Origin of the sequence: Pseudobacteriovorax antillogorgiicola (assembly GCF_900177345.1) — a bacterium.
Classification (GTDB): domain Bacteria; phylum Bdellovibrionota_B; class Oligoflexia; order Oligoflexales; family Oligoflexaceae; genus Pseudobacteriovorax; species Pseudobacteriovorax antillogorgiicola.
The window spans coordinates 47,375-72,343 of record NZ_FWZT01000004.1; the positions used below are offsets into that span (position 1 = coordinate 47,375).

Genomic DNA, 24,969 nt, shown 5'->3' on the forward strand with positions numbered 1-24,969 from the left:
CTTGTCCGGCTAAACTATCGGAAATTATGAGTAAATCATTAGAATCAGGTTTTGGGTGAGCTGGTTTGCCGGTAGGGATAAGTCTTACGGCAGTAGGCAGAAACTCCCGGTAAGTGGCTATAAGCGTCATAATTGCTAATAGATTTGCCCGGCATTAGTGGCTATAACCAAGAATTTCTTTGTGAAGAAATACGTTGATTTACCATGCTAGAGAAAGTCCACGCCGGGGGAGGGAAGATGAACCGTCTACAAATTGGAGTGTTAGCTTTAGGCTTCATAAACACTGGCCTAGCAGCCTTTGGGGCTACTGATGAAACGGAGCGGATGTCGGTCATCGGAACTCGCACACGCACATTGGATCGGTTCACCCGGTCCCATTACGTTATCAATCGGGATGAAATCGAGCGGCAGAATGCACCTAGCTTAGTCGACTACTTAGCTCAGATACCCGGAGTTCATGTGACCCGAGTTGGAGTCATGGGGGGCAACACCAGCGTTTCCATAAGGGGCAGCACTAACGACCATATCTTGGTGCTGATAGACGGTATTCCAGTGTCAGACCAAAGTCAAATCTCGGGAGTTCTATCTCTCGATCACCTCGGTGTTCATCAAGTGGAACGCATTGAGGTGGCCAAGGGTCCCATGGGAGTTGCTTATGGCTCGGACGCCTTGGCTGGGGCGATCAATATTATTACGCGGACGCAGGTGGATGGCGGCAGCCTCCTAGGAGAGGTGAGCAATCGCAGTTATAAACGATTGGACCTATCTTATGGGATCAACTTGAACGAAGAATGGAGCCTCCTGTTTGCTGGTCATGGGATCGATGATGAAGCTTTTTCCGAGGCTGAAGAAGCTGAAGGAAATAGTGAAAAAGATCGCTATCAACGACAGGCGTTTTATGGACGGGCGACTTGGAGTCAAGGACCATGGGTCGCAAGCCTCAATGTTGAGCGGGCTGACGCTGAGAAAGACTTGGATCGATATAGCTTTGCTGACGAGCTGGTCCGAGACGATCTAAATTTTGTTTCTGATGATCAGATGAAGGCTGTTCGCCTTCAAGGGCGTTATGATGGAGGAACTTGGTACAGCAGTATCAAAGTCAGCTATCATCAGGTGCAACGGGAGTATCGCGATGAGATCGATGCTTTATTTCCCTTCGATGGAACCTCTAAGTTCGATGGCGAGGGGCAGTTTAGTGAGCTTAAGTTTGGTCGAGCGTTTGGCGCTACCCACGTGGACGCAGGGGTTCAACTACGTGAGGAGTTCACAGAAGTTGAAGAGCGCAATGAGAGCCGTAGTTCCCTTGGCTATTTTCTATTAACTGATACTCGTCTTGCTGAAAATTGGCTCGTCCAGCTTGGTGCGCGACAAGATCAATTTGATGATTTTGGAGATCAGGCCACTTACAGTGCAGAAATTGTCTACGAGAATCGTAAGCATATGGCGTTTGTTCGCACGGGCACCAGCTTCAAGGCACCAAGCCTCTACCGAAGTTATAGCTCATATGGTAACCCAGATCTTAAAGCAGAATCCGGCAAAGCCATCGAAGCTGGCTACATGTACCAGGCAGACCAGTGGCTGCTGAGGGCCGACACCTATCGACGAAATCTCACCGATGAGATTGACTTCTCGTATATCACCAGTTCCTATTCTAACATTGAGGGTGAAGGCCAGTACGAAGGAGCAGAAGTCTATGGGGCTTGGCAGTGGCGACCGGACCATGAGATCGGACTTTGGTATGCATCACTGCGCTACGATCACGATGATAGCGAAACTCTGGCTAGGCAACCCAAACGCAGTGCAGGGCTGAGCTATGGGGTAACGAGTGGCTCCCACGATGTTTTCTTGCAGGGGGTCTGGGCTTCGGAACGCCCTGATGCTGATGGCGAGAACCTCAGTTCTTATACCAATGGCTCCTTAAAATACGGTTACCGATGGAGCAGTGGGCTCCAAACTTACCTTCGTGGAGAAAATATATTGAATCAATCTATCGTACACGCAGAAGGTTATACTCCATATCCTCGTCGCATCTTTGGAGGTCTTGCTTGGCAGTTTTAAAGCTGTATTGGAATCTTCTCTGCTGTGTTCTAGGGCTCAGTCTATTTTCAGCAAAGGTCCATGCTGCGCCCCAGAAGCTTACAGATAGTCGTGGGCATGAAATCAAAACCAGTGTCAAGCCACCGCGGGTGGTTTCAGGGTTTGTTGGGGCAGACGAGATTTTGGTCCACCTTCTCAAAGACCGACCGAAGTCTATTCTGGCGCTTTCGCCCTTATCCCGCGATCCACGCTATAGCGCGATTTATAAAGAAGCGAAAGCCTGGCCCCATCAATTTGGAGATGAGCTTGAGTCGCTCTTAAAGATGACGCCAGACTTGGTTATTGTCGCTAGCTATACTCGTGCTGAATGGCTTCGTATTTTAGACGTCGCCAAGGTGCCATACTTTGTTCTGGGCAGCTTTGCCAGCATCTCTGATATTCAAGGAAATATTGAAATCATGGGCAAGCTAGTTCATGAGGAGGCTCGTGCGAAAGCTCTCATAGAATCTATGGATCAAACCATACTTACGCTAAAGAACAGCTGCAAGCTTAAGGGCAAGCGCATTGTGAATTACAGCAAGGATGGCACGATCTTTGGCGCTGGCACAAGCTTTGATAGCATGATTGCCAAGATTGGAGCGATCAATGCTGGTACTCAGCAAGGTGTGAAAGGCTGGAGTCGTGTTAGTAGAGAAAGTCTTTTGGTCATGAACCCCGACTTTATCGTGGTGGGCGCGGATCCAGATCGTAAAAGCGAGTTTTTGGATGAGATGAAGAGGCAAGTAGGTTGGCAACACCTCGCCGCGGTTCGCGAGGGCCGATTGCTTATGGTTCCAAGCCGCTACTTGGCATCCGTGTCTCATCATATTACAAAGGCCATGGAGATTCTTTGTGCGATCTAAAGTCAGCCCCCTTGCTGCATATATCTGGAGTTTCAGTCTTCTTACCTTCGTTCTTTTGTGGGCAATCAGTTGGGGGCCTCAGGGTTGGCAGCTTGTGTCGCAAGTTGATGATCCTCTCCGTCGCATCATTCTTTGGGACATTCGCCTGCCTCGGGTTTTGGTTTCTGCTCTTTGTGGGGGAGCGCTGGCCATGGCCGGCGTCTTATCCCAAGGCTTGTTTCGAAACCCCCTAGCGGGGCCTTCGATTTTAGGTACCGTAAGTGGTGCTAACCTTTTTGTGGTGACAACCATGTTTCTAGGTTGGGGTTACGAGCACTGGCTCGTCCAACCGTTTTCAGCTTTTATAGGAGCAGTTCTCGCGACCAGTCTTGTGTGGCGACTTTCTACCTGGCAGTCCTTTCAGAATCCTGGTCGATTGCTACTACTAGGCTTCGCCATAAATTCGATTTTTGCGGCCACGACTACCTTTCTATTATCACTGAGTCTCCACGAGTTTAATCTATCCCAATCAATCTTATTTTGGTTGATGGGGAGTTTTAATGGCAAAGGTTGGCCACATGTTTTGATGGCTCTTCCATGGCTGCTTATTGGTTTGTGGCTTAGTCGACCCATTGCGCGGCGACTGAATGTATTGAACTTAGGAGAGGATGTGGCTCAAAGCCTTAACGTTCCGATCAGTCAGCTCCGTTGGCAAACAATAGCCGTCATTGCAGGGCTAGTGGGTGCCTCTGTTGCCGTTGCTGGAGGAATTAGCTTTGTCGGGCTTATGGTGCCACACTTCACTCGTCTCTACCTAGGTGCTGATCATAGACACTTGGTCAAGGTTTCTTGCATCAATGGAATGATTCTTGTGGTGGCGGCTGATACCATTTCACGCACTTTGATGGCTCCCCAGGAGCTACAGGTGGGCGCAATTCTGTCTTTGATTGGAGCACCAGTCTTTGTGGGGCTTATGCTGAAGGAGCGAGGTCGTCATGGGTTTTAGTTTTGAGATCAGCGGCCTAAGTTTTGAAGCATCGTCCCGTAGAATTCTCACCTTAACAGAGCTATCATTGCCATCCGCAGGCCTGGTAACCATTCTAGGGCCGAACGGAGCTGGTAAAACCACCATGCTTCGAATTCTAGCTGGTTTAGAAAGGGAATATAACGGCAAGATAAGGCTTTGGGGCAAGGACCTAAAGGACCATTCCAGCCAGGAACGATCGCGGAACGTAGCATGGGTACCTAGTGAGCTGGACTTATCCTTTGACATCAGCCTGGTTGAAATGGTGGGCCTCGGCCGATATCCTTGGAACCAAGGTTATCCCACAAGAGACGATCGCCTAGCGGTGGAAAAGGTTTTGGAACGCTTGGAGCTGCTAGGTTTGCGCGATCGGATGCTGTCTACCTTGAGTTCAGGTGAGCGCCAGAAAGCTCAGGTCGCCCGTGCCTTAGCTAGCGAAGCCCGGTGTTTAATTCTGGACGAACCTTGCTCGCATCTGGATATCAAGGCTCGCTACGAACTCATGGAGATTCTTCAGATGGTGGGGCAATCAGCACTGGTTCTAATGACGAGCCACGATCACTATATTATCCCACGTTATACCGACTGGAGCCTAGCGCTCAAGACTGGCGAAATGTTTTCTTATCAGTCGGGAGCCTTGTCAGACCAAGAGGTTTCGCTACTTTTTGATCTCAAGGGCCTTAAGTTTGGCGAATCACAATCAGACTAGAGTCGTCGAGCTTGGGATCGCTTGCCTGGGCTATAGATCGATCGAGGGCTTCGAAGATTCCTTGGCAGATTTCTAGAGCCGATGGGCCTGAACTGCTTATCACCTGCACGAGCTCTTGGCTGCTGAGATTGTCAAATATCCCATCAGAAGCGATGAGAATGATATCCTTAGGGGCCAGTGGGATCATTGGGCTGATATGATAGTAGCAGGTGTCGCTACCGAGACAGTTAAGAAGCTCATATCCTGCTTGGACTTGACGAGAGGGGGCTATGGAGTCGAGAATCCCTGTGGATTCCCACATGTTTAAAACCGAGTGCCCGGGTGACTCGTCCTTGATTTTACCTCTGCCACCAATAACTTTCACCAGGCTGTCCCCAGCAATCAGGTAGCGCAAAGTATGTTCTACAATTTGGATACAAGCTAAAGTGGAGGCTGCTCCTACTTTCATATCGCGGATGCGGTCCTGGCATCTATCAGCAAAGGTGATGAGGTCGAAATCCTGCTTGTCCGCCTGATCTGCTAGCTCGGTAGCCACTGCTTGAGAGGCCTCGTGAGCGCGAGGGCAACCACCGACTCCGTCAGCAATCAACGCTACGAGTCCACTGGGAACTTCTTTAGCTGCCAGTGAATCTTCATTTTGAGCCTTTCCAGGGGCTGGCCGGGTACGGGTAGCCACTTGGAAGCGACCCAAAATCAGGCACTGAGCCAAGTCCTGATTGTCTTCTGTCATTCTTAGTATTCCCAAAGAAAGCTATCAAGGTGGCTGCGGAGCTGGCCGGCGTTCTTGAATTTTTTGTTGATTAGCGAAGTTTTGAGGCCGCAGCAGATTCCCTTGATCTCAGGGCCCACTTCGCTGTAGCGATCGCGCCCCCCCACCATGTCGTAGAGAACTCTTACTAAGTCTACCACATCCTGTCGAACATTCTTGGATCGGCTGTCTTTCCAATCGAACGAATCGATTAGCTTAATGTGGAAATGGATGCCTTGGCGTCTGATAAGAATATTATCGGTGTGAAGGTCGCCATGGTACTCGCCGGCTTGGTGGACCGGTTCTAAGCCGGAGCAAATCTCCCAAAGGATGCTCAGGGCTTCGTATGATTCTAATGAGTTATCACGATTTTTAATGTAATCAGTAAGAATTTGACCCTCGATAAACTCGGATACCAAGCAGGTGACATCGTGGCCTTGCAGTTTCACTCGTTCCTGGTGGAGATACTGGACCAGGATATGGTGGTGGCGATTGCGATGAAGTTTTTTGGCAAAGTTATTGGCTCGGCGATTCTTAACATTCCGCTCTGGGTAGAAAAATTTTGCAGCCCGCTCAATGCCAGTCTGCAGTTCCTCCACGAGGTAAACCTCGCCCTCCCAGCCAACCCCAAGGAGGCTGTTAACCTGGTATTTACCGGCAATAGTGCGGCCCGTGGGGATATCAAATCTTTCTGACAATCGCTCGCCTCCTTTTGGATCATCAAGTTCACGAATCATAGCAAGAATCCGGCCGGATGATAATCCCCTTCTTCGATCGAGACGGCTTTCTAAGCTGTGTGCCTTCAATAACTAGTTTGGAACTAGCCAAGCTGTCAGTGAATTCCTGTTGCAGGAGCGGCGTATAGCCTGTTGCCAGAGAAAGCAACTGCTAGGGAGAACATTGAAGTATTATGCTACAGTAGTGGAGTAAAACTAGCCGCCTCCAGTGAGGCTAACCTGCTATTTTTTGTTCTAATGGTGACACGGCACTGGGCTTTTAGGTTGGCACGCTATCTGCTTCTCAATCTGTGGCAGGTTGGGATGAATGCGTCAATTTGATCATCTTGTCAGTATAAGTGGCGAAAGGTTTGCCTTTGTTGTCTTGTCCCTACGGGGCCTTCGCTCTGTGGGGTTTTTTTTGAGGTGGCGATGCGAGCAGATATTAACATCATCATGTCAGACCCAAGTCTGGCAGCCTTTGTGAAGCAATGAGTCGGCTGGCTAAGCAAGCTAAGAAAATCAGATCTAGCCGATTTTCTAGAAGAAGCTTGGGTCAATGATAAACACATGTTGGTAGCAGATTGCTTGAAAGAGCTTTTTCCCGACTATCAGTTTAGTATCGAGCAATGTCTAAGCGAGATCGAACTCCAGGAAGCCTAGTGCCTAGTCGATCGGCGATGTTGACTTTGTCACTCGCTCGCTCCTTATCGCCTAGCGGAGAATTTCAACTTGACTAGGCGCTAGGTTGAAGTCGGGCTCCCTGTGTCGCTGCTGAAGTTTGGCTTATATTGACTTTTTGAGTTCCAAAATCTCTTGGAATTCTTCCATAAGGTCTTCGTTCAACTCATTTTCTCTATGATTTACCAGGATGGGGCTAACCCTTTCGATCTGGTATCCCATATAGGAAATGCTCATGTCGAGGAGCCTTTGAGCCCGATATCGCTTTACATTGTGCTTACACATTTCAACCAGTTGATCGCTCTTAAACGGCTTTGCCATGACCCCAGAAACGCCTTTGCTCAAGGCATCAATGCAGGTTTCCGTGGTGAGGTAGCCGCTTACTAAAATGACTGGTAGGTAAGGTCGGTGCTCATGGACCTTGTCGAGAAGCTGAAGCCCATCGATACCGTCCATCTTGATATCGGAAATGATAATATCAGGGTGGACTTCAGCCATTTTCACCAGAGCATCATTCGCATACTCAAATTCTAAGACATCGAATCCTGCTCGTTTGAGCTTGCGACTCAAGCTTTTTCGGATTAGCTCCTCGTCCTCTACCACAAATGCGAGTCCATAAGGGAACTTTGCCCGATGGATCATCTCATTGGCAATCCTCTCGCGGGCTTGCTGCACCATGGGCACTGCCTTGGACTCTTTGGAGCTTTCCGTAGCCTGCTGCTCCCTAGCGAGCGTGGAGTCTTTGCCAGGTGTTTGGCTAAGATCGTGACGGATGCCATCGATTTTTACCAATAGACTATCGGCGAGATCTTTGGAGAGGTAGCCGAGGTTAACGTTTTCATACAGAAGCTCTTCGACATGCCGCACTTTTTTTGCAATCTCTGTTAACCCTAAGAACTGCACTTCTGTAGAAAGAACATGAAGGTTTCGCAAGCAAGATCGCATATTCACAGGAAAGTCTTGGCCTTCTTCCATTCGAAGTAAGAAAATTTCAATCTGGTTTAAGGCTTCCAAGAACTCCGGTTGGAAAAAACTCCAGTCTTCCATAAGAACGGTCCGATCGATCAAACATGATACTATACAAACATTATTGTAGTCGTAACGCCGCACGAATCATAGGATATGCATGAATATTAGCAGTGAGTCTTTGTATCACATGATCGATCACTTGCCTGTAGGGGTTGTCGTTAGTGATGTATCGCGAGAAGACGAACCCATTCTATACGTGAACCAAGCATTTACTACGATTACTGGCTTTGAACCTTCTGAAGTGTTAGGACGAAAGTGTAACTTTCTACAAGGAGAAAGCACAGACAATCAAACAGTGGCCAAAATTCGTAACAGCATAGACAATGGCACACCCATATCTATTGATATTCTGAACTATCGCAGGGATGGTCGAAGTTTTTGGAATCGCTTATCCCTCTTTCCCCTGAGGCAGGAGTCTAAGCAGCTGTTCGCGGGATTCATTCAACCCATCCAAGCACCTCATGAAGCGGGAGCCCCTCAGTCTCAATCTCTCCAGGATTTATTGTTTCGCTATAGCGATGATGCGGTTCTGCTAAGAGATACTGAGGGCAGGGTATTGGAATGCAATCAAGCGGCTGTGACAACTCTGGGCTTTACCCTTGCTGAACTTCAAAGTTCTCCCCAGACACAAGTTATGTTTCCTGCCCATCGAAGCCGCGAAAACAAAGAGCTACTCGATGCTGTGAAGCGCGGCGAGACAGTTTCTGGAGTTCGTACGGAGCGGATGTGTGGGTCTCAAAATATGATCCAGGTTAAACTTAGCTGCGCCCCGATCTGGAACTCTGAAGGTCAGGTCTCGCGAATTCTTGAAATATACCAAGACATGACAGTTGTGGCTCGCCTGAAGGCCGAGAACGCCCTCTTAAAGAGTATTGTTCGCTTCTCGGAAGATGGGATTATTAGCCTTGATTTGAGCTATCGGGTGACCCGCTGGAACCAAGGGGCGACGCAAATATTTTCCTTCGAAGAAGGGGAAGTACTTGGTAAAAACTATCTTAGTTTTTTGGTCCCCCAAGATGATCAGGAACAAACTCTCGCCAGCTTTCAAACCATTCTTCATGATATTAAGGTTGAACCCCAAAAAACCATGAGACTTGATAAAGGCGGCGAATCGATACCCGTTTTAATTTCAAAGTACCCTATCAAAGATGATTTGGGGTTTATCACGGGTTTTGTCCTAGTGATTCGAAATCTAACAGAGAGCATCCTCTATCAAAGAGCCTTACAGGAAAAAAACGCCACAATTTTTCACAATGAGAAGCTCGCCAGTCTCGGACAGATGGCTGCGACCATTGCCCATGAGATTAATAACCCACTGCAAATCATCAGTGCCCTGAGCGAGGACCTTCAAGATCTTACAGAAGGTGTTCCCGAGGACGATCGTAAGGAATATGAAACTCTTCTGAGTCATATCGAATCTGTCGTGTTTCGTACATCTAAGATTATCAGCAGCCTTTTACTCTATTCCCGTGATGGATCCCTTGATAACATTGCAAGCCATGATATTAATGGTATTGTCAAGGACACCTGCGAATTCTGTGAGTGGCGCTTCAAACGTAGTAACGTTCTCTTCATTGTGAAGGTTCAGGATGAGGTCATGAGGGTCCGCTGCCGACCCCTTGAGTTGTCGCAGGTCATCATTAATCTAGTCAACAATGCTTTTGATGCGATTAAAGATACCGATGCCGCTTGGGTGAAGGTCATGGTTCATCAACAAGGGCCATCTGTAGTGGTCTCGATTGTAGATTCAGGTAAGGGCATCAGCGATGAGATTGCCGAGCATATCTTCGACCCCTTTTTTACCACCAAACCAGGAGGGCAAGGTACAGGCATTGGTCTTGGCTTTGCGAAAAAAGTTCTTGAAGCCTACGGCGCGGAATTGAAGTTGCTTCGCAATGGTGAGAATACCCAATTTGATATCATCTTGCCTTTAGTGTCATAGGGACAAATGGTTACTTGTCCCGATGGTCCTTTTTTGGGGCATTGCCTTGATGAGCATGGTTTCGAAGTGAAGTTTGAAGTCAGGCTACCCTGTGTAGTCCGTATGAGTAGCTAAAATCCTATATATTATCCAGTGAAATTTTGCCGTGGTGGTTCTAACAGCGGCTGGCGGGTGCTTCCAGCTCACCACTCGACACCATGAGTGCCATGTCCTCTTCTTCGTCGTCTTCACAGGGCGCGCTAGCTGATATGGGTCGTAGAGCTTGCTCGGCCTTCACGCATAGTGCGGCGACCTCGTCTCGAATCCGATAGGAAAGGCCTCGTAGATCATTAAGATCAGATGGCTGAATGTCGATTTCTCGTAATTGCATCGAAATGATGATGCTTTTGCGTTTTAAGACCATCCATAGATGGGGAGCTAGGGTCATATTATCAATCCAGGCTAGCTTCTCGTGATCTTGGTAGCGGATACCAGCTGCAATCACTCGAACACCCGGGTCTCGCAGGGTTAAAAGGTGCCCAGCCTTCCAGTTTTTAAGGTCTGGAACCAGCTTATCTGTGGTTGTGCCCTCTGGGAAAAGACAATAGCACATACTGTTGATTCCCCGCTGAAGGGCTCTCACGCAGCGAACACGCTGCCAGACATCTTCCCGTTGCACGAAGATCGTGTGCATACGAGCTATGAGAGGACCGATCAGAGGCCACCGACCGACTTCTTCCTTGGCAATAAAAGCCATGGGGTGTAGAACAGAAAGAGCTATAATATCTAAATAGTTGACGTGGTTCCCGAGAAACAGAATTCTGGTGTCGCTCAGGGGCTCCTTGGCTTCGATCGTGGTTTCTAAGCGAATTCCAGTTGTTTTTACAAGGGCTTTAAAAATCAAGCCTTTTAGCCTCACACGAAGCACCCCTTCCTTCCACCAGGTAGGTTTAAACAGACGTAAACCTACATCAAGGAAGCTTAGGACGAGATGGACTCCAAACAGCGCGAGGCAACTTAGAATGACGAGTAAGAGACGATACAATCCTCGAATCGTGGCCACCTTGATCTCCTTAAGTAATAACAACAACGCCAAGCTTAACTTTATTGACAAGGCTGCGTCAGCAAATAATTTTCAAGTTTATAGAGTCTTCATATTCCCTTAAATTACTACTAGCATGGTAGGCTAGGAAAGCAACCTAGCCCCCTTGACAGGCGCTGAAAACAGGTTAAAGTGACACGATTGGATGGCATACAGTGTAGAAGGAAAAAAAACGACTTAAGTTTAATCTTTAGTTTATTTACACTTTAAATAGACTTCAAATAAATCAGTATGATTGATTAGTGAGCTATTCCTTATACATTTTTTCACCAGCGTTGGAGACCTAAGTGTACTACGAAAGTAATGCGTGTTCCGTTCCGGTATCCATGGCAGAACAAGCAAATAAGAGTTTGCCGCAGTCTTGGCAAGCCAAACTACCTTTCGAGATTCAGCAATCCTCTTATACGATCAAGACGGCGAACAGCAAAGCAGAGTTCGACAAAGTCTTGGAGTTGAGGCGCGAGGTCTTCCTAAGCGAGTTTGCCAGCCACGATATTTCTGATCAAAGTGATTTTGAAGCCTTCGACCTTGATGCTGACTTTCTCATCATCATGCAAGGTGAGGAGGTCATTGCCAGCTATCGCCTGATTTACTCCGATTATTCTAAGAATTTCTACTCAGCTTCAGAATTCGACATTAAGCCCTTCCTTAAGAACTCGTCACGAACGTTGGAGCTTTCAAGGGCCTGTGTGAAAAAAGGTAAACGAGCAGGAATCGCATTGCACTTGCTCTGGCGAGGAATAGCCGAATACATGACCCGCTCGGGGGCTCAATTTCTGTTTGGGTGCAGTAGCGTTCAGAGTTTGGATCTGCAAGAGATTGTTAATATCTACAGATTTCTTAAGCAGGAAGGGGTACTGTCTGATGAATTTGACATATGCCCCCATGCCAACTACCATTTAATTAAGGTAGAAGGTATGTTGACTGGCAAGCAATCGGAACCTGAGGTGGTTGACTCCAGTTTGATACCGCCGCTGCTCTTGGGCTATATCAAGGCCGGAGCTAAAATCTATGGTGCCCCAGCTGTTGATCTACGCTTTGGGTGCATTGACTTTTTCACAGTCCTAGATTTTGAGCGTCTATCGAAGTCCTTTCTAAGGAAGTACATACAACGACAAATTCAGTAGGGCAAATCATTGAGCGCGGAATTTAGTTACTTCCCAGAGCTAAGAGATATTTACGAATGCGCACAGAATCTCAACGGGGTAGGCGAATTCTGCGAGGAGGCTTGGGTTTCCTATAAGAAATACAAGTTTCCCCTTTTGTCGTTTCGCTTCGGTTCTGAAGATAAGAACGTTCCTAAGCTGGTTCTTGTGGGCGGAGTTCACGGTTTGGAGAAGGTGGGTACCCATGTGGTGACCTCCTATCTGCAAACTTTGATCCGACTTCTAAAGTGGGATCAGTCGGTGCGGGCAATTCTTGATAAATGTCAGCTTCACATCTACCCTCTTGCAAATCCAGTGGGTATGTATCGTCGTACCAGATCCAATGGTAATGGTGTCGATATCATGCGCAACGCCCCGATAGATGCTCGCAAAACCAGCTTGCCATTTGTAAGTGGTCATCGTGTGTCTCCCAAGATTCCTTGGTATCGTGGCGAGGAGGGCGAAGCTATGGAGTTGGAAACTCAAGTCCTATGCGATTATGTGAGGCGTTATACCTTCGATTCAGATCTTGCAGTAGTACTCGATGTCCATTCGGGCTTTGGCTTGATCGACCGCCTCTGGTTTCCATTTGCCTTTTCTGAAACTGTTTTCCCAGATGCCCATAAGGTCCTTGCACTTAAGCGCTTGCTCGACCATAGTTACCCTAATCATATCTATACTGTCGAACCTCAAAATATCCACTACATGGCCCATGGGGATGTCTGGGACTACATGTATTTTGAGCATCGTAAGTATTGCAAGGATCAAGATCGGGTTTTTGTACCTCTTTGCTTAGAGATGGGGTCATGGCATTGGATTCGAAAAAACCCTAGGCAGGTCTTCTCTGCGCTAGGAATTTTTAATCCAGTTTTACCTCACCGGTTGAAACGCACCCAGCGCCGACACCTACTGCTGTTTGATTTTCTTTTGAAGGCTGTGAATTCCGGGGATTCATGGGCGAACCTCACGCCTGGTCAGAAAATTCACTTACAGAAAAAAGCAACTCATATTTGGTATCGCTCACAGGCAAGCTAAAGGAAGGGGCCTTTGATGGAACTTAAGGTTCTAATCGTCGATGACGACGAAGATGTTCGCGAATATACGCAGGATATCATTTCTCAGTGGAAAGGCTTAGGGTTAGATGTGACCTTTGCCTTCCGATCTGCTATTGATGGCTTGGATGGTATGAATAAGCTTCATGAAGAGCCATTCGATCTGGTCATAGCGGACATGAAGATGCCTCGGATGACGGGAGTTCAAATGGTTACAGCTTTGCGGTCCAATCCAGGGCCCAATCAGCAGGTGCCAATCATTGTGGTTTCTGGGTATGCAGATTCTTACTCCGAGGCAATTAAGACCGATGCATGGAGTCATGTCTTCACTCTTGATAAGCCCCTTGAGCAAGATCGCTTCCATCGCGTGATCACATTCGCGGTGGGGCAAAAGATGAGACAAGGGGCCTGAGCCCACCAAAGGTCTGAGCATTTTCGAAAGTCATTGATATAATTAGATGATGCTTATATGTTCTAAGGTTTACCACCAATTAGTACGATAGTCTGCCCGTGAATAAGACTTGTGTGAGATGTTTCGAAGGGAGACGATCGATGGCTAAGGTGTGGAGCCTCATCGCATTTGCCGTCAGCTTTGCAGCGAGCAGTATAACTTTACAGGCAGAGACCTATATTGAAGAGCGGGTCGGTGAGAAACTGCCGCCTGTGATTCAGTATAGCCCCGAAAATGGTGTTCTCTCACTGATTGAATCGAACTTTTTCCTCAACCACCGCCCCGGAAAGTTATCTAAGACTAACCGCGATGCTGTTCGCCGTTACGAGCGCTTGGCCAAACGCTACGGTTCATTGATCCAAGATGCCAATAAAGCAACTCAAGGGAAGCTAGAAACCGCTTTTGAAGAGGCGGTCGATGTGTACATCTTTTTCCTAAAAAGCGACTACATCAGCCAGCATGAAGACAAAATGGAAAAACTTCGGGATATGATCTACAAACTTGGAGAATGGGTTTACCTAAAAGAAAAAGAGCCCATGAAGCGGAACTATGTTCATACCCTCTATTTGTCAACAGGTTTGAGTCAGCCAGCCTACCTAGGCGATGCGGTGGCGAAGCTTGCTGACAAGCAAAAAGATGCTCCCTCTCAGTTTCGCAGCTCCATAGATATTTTGATCTACTACAACCTTAGTTCGTCATCTAGTACAGCTAAATCAGCAAGGATGATCTTCAATAAGAAGACTAAGTTAGATCGCTATGAAAAGGCCATCGTGGCTCTTATCGATATCGAAAGACGTCTGGAAGTTGGGGAAGATCTCATCTCTGGAGGTAAAGGTCTCGATAAGATGAATCAGCGACTCCTAGCGATCAACCGTAGCACTCAAGGGATACGAGCGCCGGGCCTTCGCTGGCGGATCAATCATACCATACTATACCTTTGGTTACGTTTGCAGAAATCAGTTGACTGGCGTCGTGCACCTTTGGTGGAAGTGCGAGAGGGAGGCAAGCAGCTTATCGCTCCACTTATCGAACGAATCATCCTTGAAGAGGTCCAGGACGGACAGCTGCGTAAGGGGCTGCTCACCTATAAAAACCTTTCCAATGCGTTCCGGTCCTCTCCTGTAGCTGTGAAGCTAGACTTCAGGTACCTTCAGATCGCACAAATGTTAAACGATAAAAATAAGCGATATGAAGACTTGGCCCTTGTGTATAACGAACTGGTGAAGCGCTATGAGAAACCGAACCCTCAGTATCAAAAAATCTCCCAGTCAGCTTCCAGGAAGATATTTTTAAGTTACCGAAAAATGATACGAGATTTGCAAGATAAGGCGATCGAGTCTAAAGATGTTGCGCTTAGAAAACGAGCAATGCTCCTTTCCCGAGAGTTTACCAACATTTTTAAAAGTCTCCGCAAGGATATTCTAGAGGTGAAGAAGAACTTAGCGCAGCTGTATTCGATTCTTGGTTTGCATAAAGAAGCTGTAGCTGAGTTTATTGATCTTGCGAGAGAGGACCCGCTCACCTTTTACCGAAAGGCTTCAGATTCGCAAAGGGTCTTGGCAAATTGGCCTCCGCAACCACCTTGGGGCAAGTTACCTGCAGGAAATAAGGCAGAGAGAGTAACCCTGATCAAGATTTATAGCGCTATAGTTGGAGCCCAAGCCAAGGCCCAGCAAAATATTAGCTGGGCTGATCTTGGTCACCTGGGGCTGCTGTATCGTGTTACAGGTCAGTTTAGTAATGCAGAGGTTCTCTGGAGTAAGGCTTTACCAAGTGCTGAGCCAGGAACAGACGCGAACGGTGCAGCTGGTTTGCTTTTAGCCGCTTATTTTAAGCAAAAACGCTGGACCGATTTTATCAACCTTACTCGCTTGTGCGAGGTGCGAAAGATATTACCTACTTTAGAACAACAAGTTCTCGATATGAAGAAGTTTTATCAAGTCGCCCTGATCAATCGGGCTCAGGTGTATTCTAAAGAGAAAAAATACAAAGAGGCTATTGTCGATTTGGAAGAGGTGGTTGAAAAGTATCCTAATGACCCCAAAAGGCAAAATATTCTGGTGGAGGTTGCACGTCTCTATCAACGCCTCGGAGAGTTGACGAAGGCACTTGTCACTGTTCGAAATCTTGTAGATCAGTATCCCAACAGTGCTGTGTCTAAGGCTATGATTCTGGAAGCAGGTGCCTGGGGAAGGGACTCTAAAGACTTTGATATATTGGAAAAGACCTCCGAACTCTACCGAATCTATATTGATAATTTTCCAAACGATCCTAAGCTGACCGAAGCTCGCTACGAGCGTGCTAAGATCCTAATTGCCCTAAAGCAGTATACACTGGCGGCGAAACACCTGCGCGATCACGCTCTGGACAAGAGAGCTACGACGAAGGAGCGGGTGCGGTCGGCACTAACCTACGTGAATTTGGAAAGGCTTTACGGGGAAGGCAATAAGGCCATCAGTGATGTGATTCCTGTGATCAAGCTGGCCCGTATTGAGTTTGGTGAGGAAAATTATGTCTTGGCTCACACCATACTGGCTCAGGCCGCTACTGAGAAATTAGCGATTCAAGATATGAAGCGAGAAGAGCAAATCTTGATGCAGTATGTGGAGAAATACAAAGAAGTTGGTGAAGCCCTCGGCTTCTTGAGATTTTCATTGGCTGAGCACTATGAGTACGAAGTTCCCTTTCCAAATCGGCCCTTTGGCATCGAGGAGTTTCGGCCTCAAATTGAATCAATCTATAAGGTGTTTCAAACGATAAAAACCGCCTATGAGAGAGTTTGTACACCTAAGGAAAATAAATATTGTCAGAATGCCTACGAAAGGCTTAAACAATTTGGCCAGGATTCCCTAGACGCCATAGGTGCTGTGGAGCTATCTGGAAATATCCAACAGTCTATGGAAAAGGTTCTTCGGGACTTCCAGCAGGAATTTCTCCAAAAGGTAGAAAAAGATAAGTCGAAGTTCGACGACCTTGCTGATAAATATCGAATCCGAAATGAGAGGCTCGAAGAAGGCTCATAGCAGGCCGCCTCTATTGGGTGGCATATGCTGTCGAGTCTGATTTAAAAGGTCCAAGATCAGTGCTTGCTGTATTAAAAACGTAGTGTAGTCCCTGAATGCCAGGGACTTACTGGAGACCTAAAGCTCTGGCAATCTTCATCATCAGGTCTGTGTAATCAATTGGCTTGGGGCAGGTATCGGCAAATCCAGCATCGAGATATTGCTTGGTTTCTCCAATGTCGGGATTGCCGCTGACGGCAATCAGTGGGATAGCCTCGGTTTTGGGATCTGCTTTAAGGTCGCGAGCAATCTCAATTCCGTCTTTTCCAGGGAGTTTTATATCGAGGAGAATAATATCTGGCTGACTCCGATCTAAAGCCTCCGGCAGACCCTCCGCGGACCCACAACTGGAAATCTCAAAGCCCAGCATCTCTAGTCGCTCTTCAATAATTGATAGGATATCGAAATCATCCTCTACAATAAGAACTCGGCTCAAGCCCACCTCCTTATATCACCCTATTATTATCTAACATCCCTCGCCATTCGTCGAGTCACCCTTAGATTTCATCATAGGCTGGCAAAATTCCCTAAGAATTCTAAGAGTGGCAACTTTCCAGCCGATAATGGAGATAGTGGTTATTAGGATAGAATTGCTCTGATAATCGACGATTTTGAAGAGTTTAGAATCTCAGCCATACCTGTTGGAGCATCTCCACCTCGAATATTGACTATGGTCTGTGATCAGCGTAAGGGCAGAGAATGAGTCTCAAAGAGTACAAAACGAAAAGGCGATTCGACGAGACCCCTGAGCCAGACGATCGTGATTTAGTACCATCATCCAATGAGAGTCGATTTGTTATTCAATGTCATGATGCGACGCGTTTGCATTACGACGTTCGACTTCAGATTGGTGATGTTTTAAAGAGTTGGGCGGTACCCAAAGGCCCTTCTCTGAACCCGTCCGATCAACAACTTGCAGTTTTTGTTGAAGACCATCCACTGGCCTATGCTGACTTTGAAGGTGTGATCCCCCCGGGGAACTACGGAGCAGGAACGGTAATGATTTGGGATGAGGGCACCTATCAAGAACGCTCCTTTCCGGAACCAGGTCGTGCTAGGGAGGTTATGGAGAACGCGCTAAATACCGGCCATATAACGGTGGTTCTAAAGGGGAAGAGGGTGCAGGGTGAGTTCGCCTTGATTCGAATCAAGCAAACAAAAAACTGGTTGCTAGTAAAGAAATGGGACCAATTCGCCAGCACTAAACGCCAAAATTGGCCAATGACATCGATTCGTTCTGGTCGCGATTTTTCCCAGTTGGCAGCCTCTGACCAGGTGTGGCAAGGAGCAGGAGAGAGGACGGAGCGCCAGGAAAAAGAGAGTCCTTACCCACAACCGGCCAGGGCATCGGAAATTTGGGAGTCTGTGGCGAAGGCCTCAGATGGTAAGATGCTGATGATTCCACAAAAGAGAGAGCGCTTGCAGAGCCACGAGCACTGGATCATGCAGCCAAATTGGGCGGGCAAGAGGTACTTGCTCAGCTTTCATCACGGTCGGCCTAAACTTGTGAGCAAAGGAGGCTTAGATCATACCACTCGTTACAAAGACTTGATTCGTAACCTAAAAGGGCAATTAAGTCAGGGAATTCTCGATTGCGTCCTGTCGCCAGAAATAGTCGATGGTTTGATTGTCTACGATCTAGTGGCTCTTGATGGTAAGCTTTGGGTTCATCAAACCTACGAAAATCGTCAGACAGCACTGAAGCCCTTGATCGATTCATGCAGTCACCTGTATTTTCCACGGGAAGTACGGGGGCAAACAGAGCTTTTTCGCCATTACTACATGTATGGCTCCTATGTAGCTGGAGTTAGTCACCAGGTCCTGCTGGGTTTCAAGGAGGGCCATGAGGAGCCGGAATTGAAGGTGGGCTCGGCTGCTCATCAGCACGATGAACCTAGCACTGAAGCATCCTTCATTCTACCAGAGCCCCAAGTCTATCGAGGCAAGGCTCGCTTGAGCCACGGTGATCGGGTCTACTGGCCCGAGCGCAGAATTAAGAAGGCTCATGTCTTTGACTATTATCTGCAGGTAGCGCCGTATATCATCCCCCATATCAAGGATCGTCCTCTATCACTGGTGCGTTATCCTCAGGGGGTCATGGGGCAAGGCTTCTTCCAAAAAGATATGACTGGCTTCTTGCCTCGCTATCTGGAGACTTATCCATGGCGCTCTAGTCGATCTTCAAAGACAATCAATTATGCTCTTTGTCAAAACTTGGATTCACTGCTCTATCTCGCAAATCTTGGCACTATTGAGATCAATCCTTGGATGTCGACGATTCATGAGCTTGATAAGCCGAAATTGGTTTATATCGACCTTGATCCCCATGGTCGCCCCTTTCAAGACACCTACCGTGTTGCTGAACTTGTGAAGAAGCTTTTGGATGAAATTGGGGTCGTTTCCGGAATTAAAACTTCGGGTCGATCAGGCCTGCATATTGGAATTCCTCTTGGTCAAAACCACTCCTACGAACAGGCTCGCGACTTTTGCCTTTCCGTGTGTACTTTGGTGGAAGAGCAGTTGCCAGATATTTGCACTCTGGAGCGCAATCCCAATAAACGGCGAGGCCGACTCTATCTTGACTGCTATCAGAATGCACGTGGCCAGACAATTGTTGCTCCCTACAGCCTAAGACCGACTCCAGATGCCAGCGTGTCGTGCCCACTGCTTTGGGATGAGCTTGTCCCTGATCTTCGGGCTGGTGATCTTAACCTTGTCTCTGTTCGCGATCGGCTCAAGTCGCGGGGCGAACCTTGGGCCGACCTTTTGAGTTTAGCTAACGATCTGGAGACGGCTAGGCACCGGCTGAAGGATGTAAAGCCCTAGAAACATGAGGGCTTGTTGATAGGTTTTTGATTATTTCATAAATCTTCCGATAGCTAAGGTGTCTTTAGATTTAATGGTGAGGTGGACCATGGTCTCGGCACCGAAGAAAAGCTCCAAGAAAGACCCTTTCAAAACAAAAAAGTCGCGTACAGAGTCTGTTCAAGTTTCAGATACTGTCGAACCTCCAGCGGAAATCAAAGAGGCCATTGATCATTTTAGAGACGCACAGGAACAGGCCAAACACTTCGAGGCTGAAGCGACCGTTCATAAAGACGCTATTATGGAGTTTGCCAGCGGTGAATTCTGTAAGCGTTCTCAGTCAGGACTTGATAAGAGCTACAAAATTTTGGGTGATGAATCGATGGTCACCTATGTGGTGATGGACTCAAGTGCTGGCTTGACTGAGGACGAGTTGGATATGATTCGTGATCGGTGGGGAGAAGACGCAGCGGAGGAGTTAGTGGTTCGTGACTATAGGTCGATACGGTTCGACCCTAAGGTTCTCGAAGCAAACTACGACGCTGTAGTGGATGCCTTGCAAACCCTGCCGGAAGAAGTCTTAGAGAACCTTTTTAAGCCGATGCTGATGAAGGCGGCTCCGGGTGCATTAGAGCGTGCTAAAAAACATGTAAAAAGTGCGGATGAACTTTCTGACTTGATAAGAGATCTCAAATTGAAGCATTACATACGGTAAGTGAAGACGCCTTGAGATGTCCCATTGGATGGCGTATAAGATTTCTCCACCGAATCGGAGAGAGCATTGCACGGCATCCGCAGCATTCATCAGAGCACCATATTTACGAGGCCTCGCATGGATCTACCCTCACGCTATATTCGCTCCCCTCACCCTAAAACAACTATGAGACCAGACCAAGGGGCTTTTCAAAGGGTCTTAGATCGAGGTTGGATCGCGCAGTACAAGATTCACGGTCATCGTGCACAATGTCACTTAAGCGCAAATACCAGTGATCCCGTCTTGGTTTATAATCGCCAAGGTAAGCTTCATAAGAAAGAACTTCCTGACGTCCTCTGTCAGGAATTACGCCGATTATTCGCCCCGCAGGATGGATGGACAGTCATTGAGGGTGAGTGGCTTAAAGGCCAGGATAAGATTTTCCTGTTCGATATATTACGGAAGGACGGCCAGTTACTCAATCATCTCTCCTATGGTGATCGCTATGAGTTTTTACCTAGGGTGTATCAATCAGATAACGTAGAGACTCTAGGGATTTGGCGATCCGCTGCCCAGTGCTTTTCCCTGATCGAAGAAGCACCGCCGTATGTTGAAGGCTTTGTATTGAAGGCGTGGTCGACGAAAGGGTTTCACGACACTTCTGTGATCCGTTGCCGATGGCCTGGGCGTTCGATTCATTAACCACATCGCGAGTGCGTTTTTGAAGCTGGGCCCGCTAAAGGACCCAGATCGAATGAAGGACTTACTGCTTCTCGGCACTAGCGAGAGCGGGCTTGGTATCGGGGGACTTGGTGATGCTGCCTTCAGATTCCACTATTTCAGCAATCACATTCTTCTTCTTATCGTCCGTCTCAGCCTTCATCTTCTTTGAGTTCGGGCAAGCGAAGCTCAGTGAAGGAACAAGGCAAAGGCTAACGATGATGGGGACCAAAGATTTCATGTCAACTCCTAACATGTAGTTACGACCCGGAGGTCGACGGTTACCACTCTTACTCTCGTCAATGGTGGCCTTAGTCTTCAATGCATTAATCCATGGCGCCAACGGCTCGGTTTGAAAGTCAGTGAATTCTGAAGCTTATGGGGCATGTTCGGAAAAATATTCCGGCTTGAAATCTGCTCAATGGCGTCTGCCATGGGACTCTTATCTGCGACTTAACCATGCAACGGGGGTAGAAGGTGCTGAATTTGCTAGCAGATTTTTCCAAGAATTCGCAGGTACTTCCAGAAAAAACTAAAGACCTATGGCGTATTTTTTTGCCATTGGGCTTTAACTTGTAGACTAGGTGCCGACACCCAGGGAGCTAAGAGAATGTTAACAAATTTTTTTGGAGCCCTCATGAAACGAATTTTTTTCGCAATTCTAATGTCTTTGTCCATGACTTCTTGTGTTCACATCGCTGGGGTTAGTGCTTCCAACGTTACAGCAGACAAGGGTCGTCAAGTGATGGCATCAACGTCTGGCATGGGTTTTCTATCCCTAACAACTCCCAACGCCAAATCACTAGAGGCTAGTGCGATTGCTCAGTTAAAGCAAAAGGGTGCGACTAAGAATGTAACGACTCGTCTTGAAATGAGAAACTTTATAATTGTGCAGATGTATTCAGTGACAGCAACTGGTGAAAAGTAATTAAGTGGAATTTGGCAGCAAGAAAGAGCCGCCTAGGCTCTTTCTTATATCCCACAAGCACATCTAGTCGTCAACACCATGCTCTATGATCAAGCGATCGGCAGATGTTTGGTCTTCTAGGTTGGACAGCACAAACCAATACACTCCAGAATCCCAGTAGAAGTCCACAAATACCTGAACATATGAAGTTACACGGGGATCACTAACCCCAACGATCTTAAGTTTTTCTCCCTGAAATACATTCACACGGCTTCTATGATTAAGACCATGCAAGGCAAGTTTTTGGAGGGTAGATTCATCATTGATACCACACCCTGCTTCCGATTGGTTGAAGCGAATACGTTCCACTAGGGAGGTGTACTCTTCTCGGTTGTTCAGAATGTAGGTGGCAAGGGCTTGGCTCTCAGGCTGAGATAAACCGCTATGAACTAAATCTTTCTCTAGATCAGCAATGACCACGGATGGTTCAGGGGCAAGGGTTGGTATACTTGCACATTCAGGATCTTGATAGCTTGCCAAATTTGATTGATTCTTTGGCTGACATGCGAAAATAAACAAAATACTTAGAGATAACAGGCTGTGACTGGCTTTCATTTCAACTCCTATTTAACGTAAGAACAGCAAGGATGGACAAGGTCTTCTCAACGACACCACTGCAAAATCTGCGCGAAGTGCAGGGCTGTTGATGAAAAACATCAATCATTCCAAGAGTATCTAATGTTGATATGCTGTCTATCTAAAACGAGCGTTTGCCAAAGTCAGTGGTTCCAGCGCTTTAGCATAGGTAGACATCCAGCACTGTGTTGGACAGCGCTGGGTAGGAGCTAATGAACCATGAAACTAATGTAAAAGCCACGGACATCTGTAAATAATGAGTTCCTAAGAGCCAAGGCGGATGAGGCAGATGATGGGTCTGTGATCAGACGGAGCGAAGGCTCCTTCCTGATACCAATCGAGGTAACAGGTATCAGCTGAAATATTTGAGCCCATGATATAATCCAGCTGAACGTCCATAGCTCCCCAAGAATTAAATGTGTTGCCCCAAAAGAGGTTTATTAGTGGAGTTTCCTGAAGAAGGATTTTGATCGCTAAAGTTCCAGGATGAGCATTAAAGTCACCAGCAATGATAGTGGGAATTTGCCAGTTATTATTGATATAAGGTAGATTGTCTCGAACTGCTCCAGCCGATCCATTTTGTGCGTTGGTATCCACTCCCCAATGAGAGCTAGAAAAAATCAGTTGCTCCCCTGTAGCGATGCGGCGAAGTTTAACCCACTCAGCAAATCGATCACCCCACTTGTCATCCACGAGATTTACGGTTCCCGATGCAAGAAATTCAAAGCGATCGTTCCTAAAAAACATCTGATTTCTTGGGGAACTACTCAGTTGGGGAAATCGAGAGCGAATGAAATCAAACTGCTGCCATGTGGCCTCCTGAATTCCAAGTAAATCGGGGTCTTGATACTTGATAGCATGAACTACCTCTTGTTTTCGCGCTTGCCAGTTCTGCTCACCTGGGTCGTTAGCCAGTTCAGTTCTAACATTGAAAGTCATAACTTTTAGTGAGCGATATTCGTTGTCTTCAGAATAGGCAGAAGGATTTGCAAGTGCCATCCCATGAATGACTAGCAGCTTCACGAGTCCATTGCGGATTCTAAGCATAGTTACTCCATAAAAAATAGGGTCCTTGAATTTTGATGACACCTTAAAGACTTTCTAGTTTTCAGAACAGCGAAATATTATAAGGATTTTATTAACTAAACGTTACGTTTAAGTGTTGCTAGATGACAGTGATAGACAGGTATTTTTGTGTTGGCTGAACACAGGCGAATGATTGTTCTATAAAACTAACATGAGTTTTGAGTTGCATTTCTTCACGAGAGTTTAACGAGAGGGTGAGGAGGACTTGCCGTGAGGCAAGTCAAAGCGTGTGATCTTATTCTGGGGTTACCCTGAGCTGGGTTTCTTGGTTTTCATCACAGGAACTCAGATAAATCTGAAGTTTCTGAGCAGACGTTTTCAAGCTTTTGCTAAATCGTAAGCATAGATTGTTTGCTTTATTCCTAAACTCAAGGTTACCACGATATAGTGCCTTCACTTTCCAGTAGTCGCCGTCGCTGCCATCGCAAGCCCTATGATAAACGTTGAAGCCTTTGCCAAAACGTTGAGTCGAACTACCGTGCACACATGTGTTATAGCGCCGTGAAATCATTTTGTAATAACCAGGGTTGCTCCGCGACTTATGGAATATGTAGACGTCTGCATCGTTTTTCGGTCCATCAACTTGATAAATTTCTTTGCCCGGTCCAGCTTTGTAGTAGCTGCTGGCATGCATTAAAGTTGATGAGTGAGCATTGGTAAGGGTTCCATGCTGAGGTAGTTCAATCGTACTCGTATCTTTCAGTGGTACGCAGTAAAGCCCTAATCCCTGGCTGATATCATCGGAGCCATAGCCGTCTTCAATCTTGCAATAGGGGGCGTCTTGGTCAAGATAGGACCATAGTGCTCGGATACCGATTTCGTCATCTCGTTGTAAGCCGTCAACCAGCCAGAGGTTATTCATAATCGCTTGCGGTTGATCCTGGAGTTCTTGGCGGCCAGGCTCATTATAAGTATCCGCGAGACCTAGCAAGTGACCATACTCGTGAAGCACTAGCTTATAGAAATCACTAGCATCCAAAAAGACTCTCTGACCTTCAATAATCAGCATCCCATGCCACATGTTTGCATAGCTGCGGCGGATTTTTTGATCGATGACAATCTTGATTTTATCTTCGTGTCGGCATTCCCACCAAGTTGATTGATAGTCAACGGCATCATCCTTTGTACAATAATCATCAGTATCGCCATCTACAAAATTCACCCTTAGATTTTTGTGGGTCCAGTCGGGGTGTTCTGCCAAAGCGTTGTTCCAGTCGGACAAGGCGCGGGTTATGCTGTCCTTTACCATCTGGTCTGTAGCTATTCCAATAGGCTCATCGAAGTTTTTATAGGAAAGTACGACATTGAGCGTTCCCTGAGTTCGTTGCAGGGTGTAGAGGGTCGAAAAGCTTTCGAACGACGATTTAGGATTTTTATAGATCCCATATTTGGGGCTGGAGGTTTCTGGCTCGCCACAGCTAACTAAAGAAGAGATGAGTCCGAGGCACAAGAAAAAATTCTGTATTTTTAGCAAGATGAATGTCCTTTCCCGAGACGTTTGAGGGCCGTCAATATTTCATGTTTACTCATCAAAGTAAATACTCGAATTATTTACACGACAGC

Annotated in this window: 22 protein-coding genes; 13 read left to right on the plus strand and 9 right to left on the minus strand. The window is 47.0% G+C overall.

All coding sequences use genetic code 11. The features are described from left to right. The first annotated feature begins 237 nt into the window (after window positions 1–237). From B9N89_RS06380 to B9N89_RS06395, 4 genes are read left to right on the plus strand one after another with little or no spacing between them, the layout of a single operon-like run. A complete protein-coding gene (locus B9N89_RS06380; RefSeq protein ID WP_159455187.1) occupies window positions 238–2,058 on the plus strand; it encodes a TonB-dependent receptor plug domain-containing protein in 1,821 nt (606 codons plus the stop codon). After that, entirely contained in the window at window positions 2,046–2,939 is an 894-nt protein-coding gene (locus B9N89_RS06385; RefSeq protein WP_159455188.1) for an ABC transporter substrate-binding protein, read from the plus strand. Before B9N89_RS06380 ends, B9N89_RS06385 begins: the two co-directional genes overlap by 13 nt. Beyond that, window positions 2,929–3,924, plus strand: a complete 996-nt coding sequence (locus B9N89_RS06390; protein WP_159455189.1) for a FecCD family ABC transporter permease — start codon at window positions 2,929–2,931, stop codon at window positions 3,922–3,924. The genes B9N89_RS06385 and B9N89_RS06390 overlap by 11 nt, the downstream gene beginning before the upstream one ends. Then, window positions 3,914–4,651: an ABC transporter ATP-binding protein gene (locus B9N89_RS06395; protein ID WP_132316975.1), complete on the plus strand. Its 738-nt coding sequence runs from the start codon at window positions 3,914–3,916 to the stop codon at window positions 4,649–4,651. The genes B9N89_RS06390 and B9N89_RS06395 overlap by 11 nt, the downstream gene beginning before the upstream one ends. On the opposite strand, the gene B9N89_RS06400 is transcribed toward B9N89_RS06395, so the two are convergent. The 3 genes from B9N89_RS06400 to B9N89_RS06410 form a co-directional block, all read right to left on the minus strand. Further along, complete coding sequence (locus tag B9N89_RS06400) at window positions 4,623–5,381, minus strand: PP2C family protein-serine/threonine phosphatase (protein WP_132316973.1); 759 nt, start codon at window positions 5,379–5,381, stop codon at window positions 4,623–4,625. The genes B9N89_RS06395 and B9N89_RS06400 overlap by 29 nt on opposite strands. A gap of 2 nt (window positions 5,382–5,383) precedes the next feature. Beyond that, the gene (locus tag B9N89_RS06405; protein ID WP_132316971.1) at window positions 5,384–6,136 is read right to left on the minus strand and encodes a protein kinase domain-containing protein; all 753 of its coding nucleotides are present in this window, start codon (window positions 6,134–6,136) and stop codon (window positions 5,384–5,386) included. Between the two features lie 765 nt (window positions 6,137–6,901). Continuing rightward, window positions 6,902–7,864, minus strand: a complete 963-nt coding sequence (locus B9N89_RS06410) for a response regulator (protein ID WP_159455190.1) — start codon at window positions 7,862–7,864, stop codon at window positions 6,902–6,904. 58 nt (window positions 7,865–7,922) lie between these two features. Here B9N89_RS06410 and B9N89_RS06415 point away from each other — a divergent pair, with 58 nt between their 5' ends. Then, window positions 7,923–9,767 (plus strand): PAS domain-containing protein, encoded by a 1,845-nt coding sequence (locus B9N89_RS06415; RefSeq protein WP_132316967.1) that lies wholly within the window; start codon window positions 7,923–7,925, stop codon window positions 9,765–9,767. A gap of 154 nt (window positions 9,768–9,921) precedes the next feature. On the opposite strand, the gene B9N89_RS06420 is transcribed toward B9N89_RS06415, so the two are convergent. After that, complete coding sequence (locus tag B9N89_RS06420) at window positions 9,922–10,809, minus strand: lysophospholipid acyltransferase family protein (RefSeq protein ID WP_159455191.1); 888 nt, start codon at window positions 10,807–10,809, stop codon at window positions 9,922–9,924. A 326-nt stretch (window positions 10,810–11,135) separates the two neighbouring features. Between B9N89_RS06420 and B9N89_RS06425 the strand changes: the two genes are divergently transcribed. From B9N89_RS06425 to B9N89_RS06440, 4 genes are all read left to right on the plus strand, one after another. Then, window positions 11,136–11,975 (plus strand): GNAT family N-acetyltransferase, encoded by an 840-nt coding sequence (locus B9N89_RS06425; protein ID WP_132316963.1) that lies wholly within the window; start codon window positions 11,136–11,138, stop codon window positions 11,973–11,975. A gap of 9 nt (window positions 11,976–11,984) precedes the next feature. Further along, on the plus strand, window positions 11,985–13,028 hold the full coding sequence (locus B9N89_RS06430) for a M14 family zinc carboxypeptidase (RefSeq protein WP_132316961.1): 1,044 nt from the start codon (window positions 11,985–11,987) through the stop codon (window positions 13,026–13,028). Window positions 13,029–13,043: 15 nt separating this feature from the next. After that, window positions 13,044–13,457 (plus strand): response regulator, encoded by a 414-nt coding sequence (locus B9N89_RS06435; protein ID WP_132316959.1) that lies wholly within the window; start codon window positions 13,044–13,046, stop codon window positions 13,455–13,457. Window positions 13,458–13,597: 140 nt separating this feature from the next. Next, window positions 13,598–16,519, plus strand: a complete 2,922-nt coding sequence (locus B9N89_RS06440) for a tetratricopeptide repeat protein (RefSeq protein ID WP_132316957.1) — start codon at window positions 13,598–13,600, stop codon at window positions 16,517–16,519. Window positions 16,520–16,625: 106 nt separating this feature from the next. Here B9N89_RS06440 and B9N89_RS06445 read toward each other — a convergent pair whose 3' ends face one another. Then, window positions 16,626–16,994 carry a response regulator gene (locus B9N89_RS06445; protein ID WP_159455192.1) on the minus strand — a complete coding sequence of 123 codons (369 nt, stop codon included), beginning with the start codon at window positions 16,992–16,994 and terminating at the stop codon, window positions 16,626–16,628. A gap of 263 nt (window positions 16,995–17,257) precedes the next feature. On the opposite strand from B9N89_RS06445, the gene ligD reads away from it, so the two are divergent. The 3 genes from ligD to B9N89_RS06460 all read left to right on the plus strand — a co-directional run bounded on the left by ligD (window position 17,258) and on the right by B9N89_RS06460 (window position 20,759). Continuing rightward, the gene (ligD, locus tag B9N89_RS06450; RefSeq protein ID WP_132316953.1) at window positions 17,258–19,384 is read left to right on the plus strand and encodes a non-homologous end-joining DNA ligase; all 2,127 of its coding nucleotides are present in this window, start codon (window positions 17,258–17,260) and stop codon (window positions 19,382–19,384) included. Window positions 19,385–19,442: 58 nt separating this feature from the next. Next, a complete protein-coding gene (locus B9N89_RS06455) occupies window positions 19,443–20,078 on the plus strand; it encodes a hypothetical protein (RefSeq protein ID WP_132316951.1) in 636 nt (211 codons plus the stop codon). A 117-nt stretch (window positions 20,079–20,195) separates the two neighbouring features. Further along, on the plus strand, window positions 20,196–20,759 hold the full coding sequence (locus B9N89_RS06460) for a DNA ligase-like domain-containing protein (protein ID WP_132316949.1): 564 nt from the start codon (window positions 20,196–20,198) through the stop codon (window positions 20,757–20,759). Between the two features lie 61 nt (window positions 20,760–20,820). On the opposite strand, the gene B9N89_RS06465 is transcribed toward B9N89_RS06460, so the two are convergent. Next, on the minus strand, window positions 20,821–21,018 hold the full coding sequence (locus B9N89_RS06465; RefSeq protein WP_132316947.1) for a hypothetical protein: 198 nt from the start codon (window positions 21,016–21,018) through the stop codon (window positions 20,821–20,823). Between the two features lie 396 nt (window positions 21,019–21,414). On the opposite strand from B9N89_RS06465, the gene B9N89_RS06470 reads away from it, so the two are divergent. Further along, window positions 21,415–21,705 carry a hypothetical protein gene (locus B9N89_RS06470; RefSeq protein WP_132316945.1) on the plus strand — a complete coding sequence of 97 codons (291 nt, stop codon included), beginning with the start codon at window positions 21,415–21,417 and terminating at the stop codon, window positions 21,703–21,705. A 63-nt stretch (window positions 21,706–21,768) separates the two neighbouring features. Here the strand turns inward: B9N89_RS06470 and B9N89_RS06475 are convergent, their stop codons facing one another. The 3 genes from B9N89_RS06475 to B9N89_RS06485 all read right to left on the minus strand — a co-directional run bounded on the left by B9N89_RS06475 (window position 21,769) and on the right by B9N89_RS06485 (window position 24,880). Then, window positions 21,769–22,299, minus strand: a complete 531-nt coding sequence (locus B9N89_RS06475) for a hypothetical protein (protein ID WP_132316943.1) — start codon at window positions 22,297–22,299, stop codon at window positions 21,769–21,771. A gap of 285 nt (window positions 22,300–22,584) precedes the next feature. Next, a complete protein-coding gene (locus tag B9N89_RS06480) occupies window positions 22,585–23,367 on the minus strand; it encodes an endonuclease/exonuclease/phosphatase family protein (RefSeq protein WP_132316941.1) in 783 nt (260 codons plus the stop codon). Window positions 23,368–23,641: 274 nt separating this feature from the next. After that, window positions 23,642–24,880 (minus strand): hypothetical protein, encoded by a 1,239-nt coding sequence (locus B9N89_RS06485; RefSeq protein ID WP_132316939.1) that lies wholly within the window; start codon window positions 24,878–24,880, stop codon window positions 23,642–23,644. Between the last annotated feature and the right edge of the window lie 89 nt (window positions 24,881–24,969).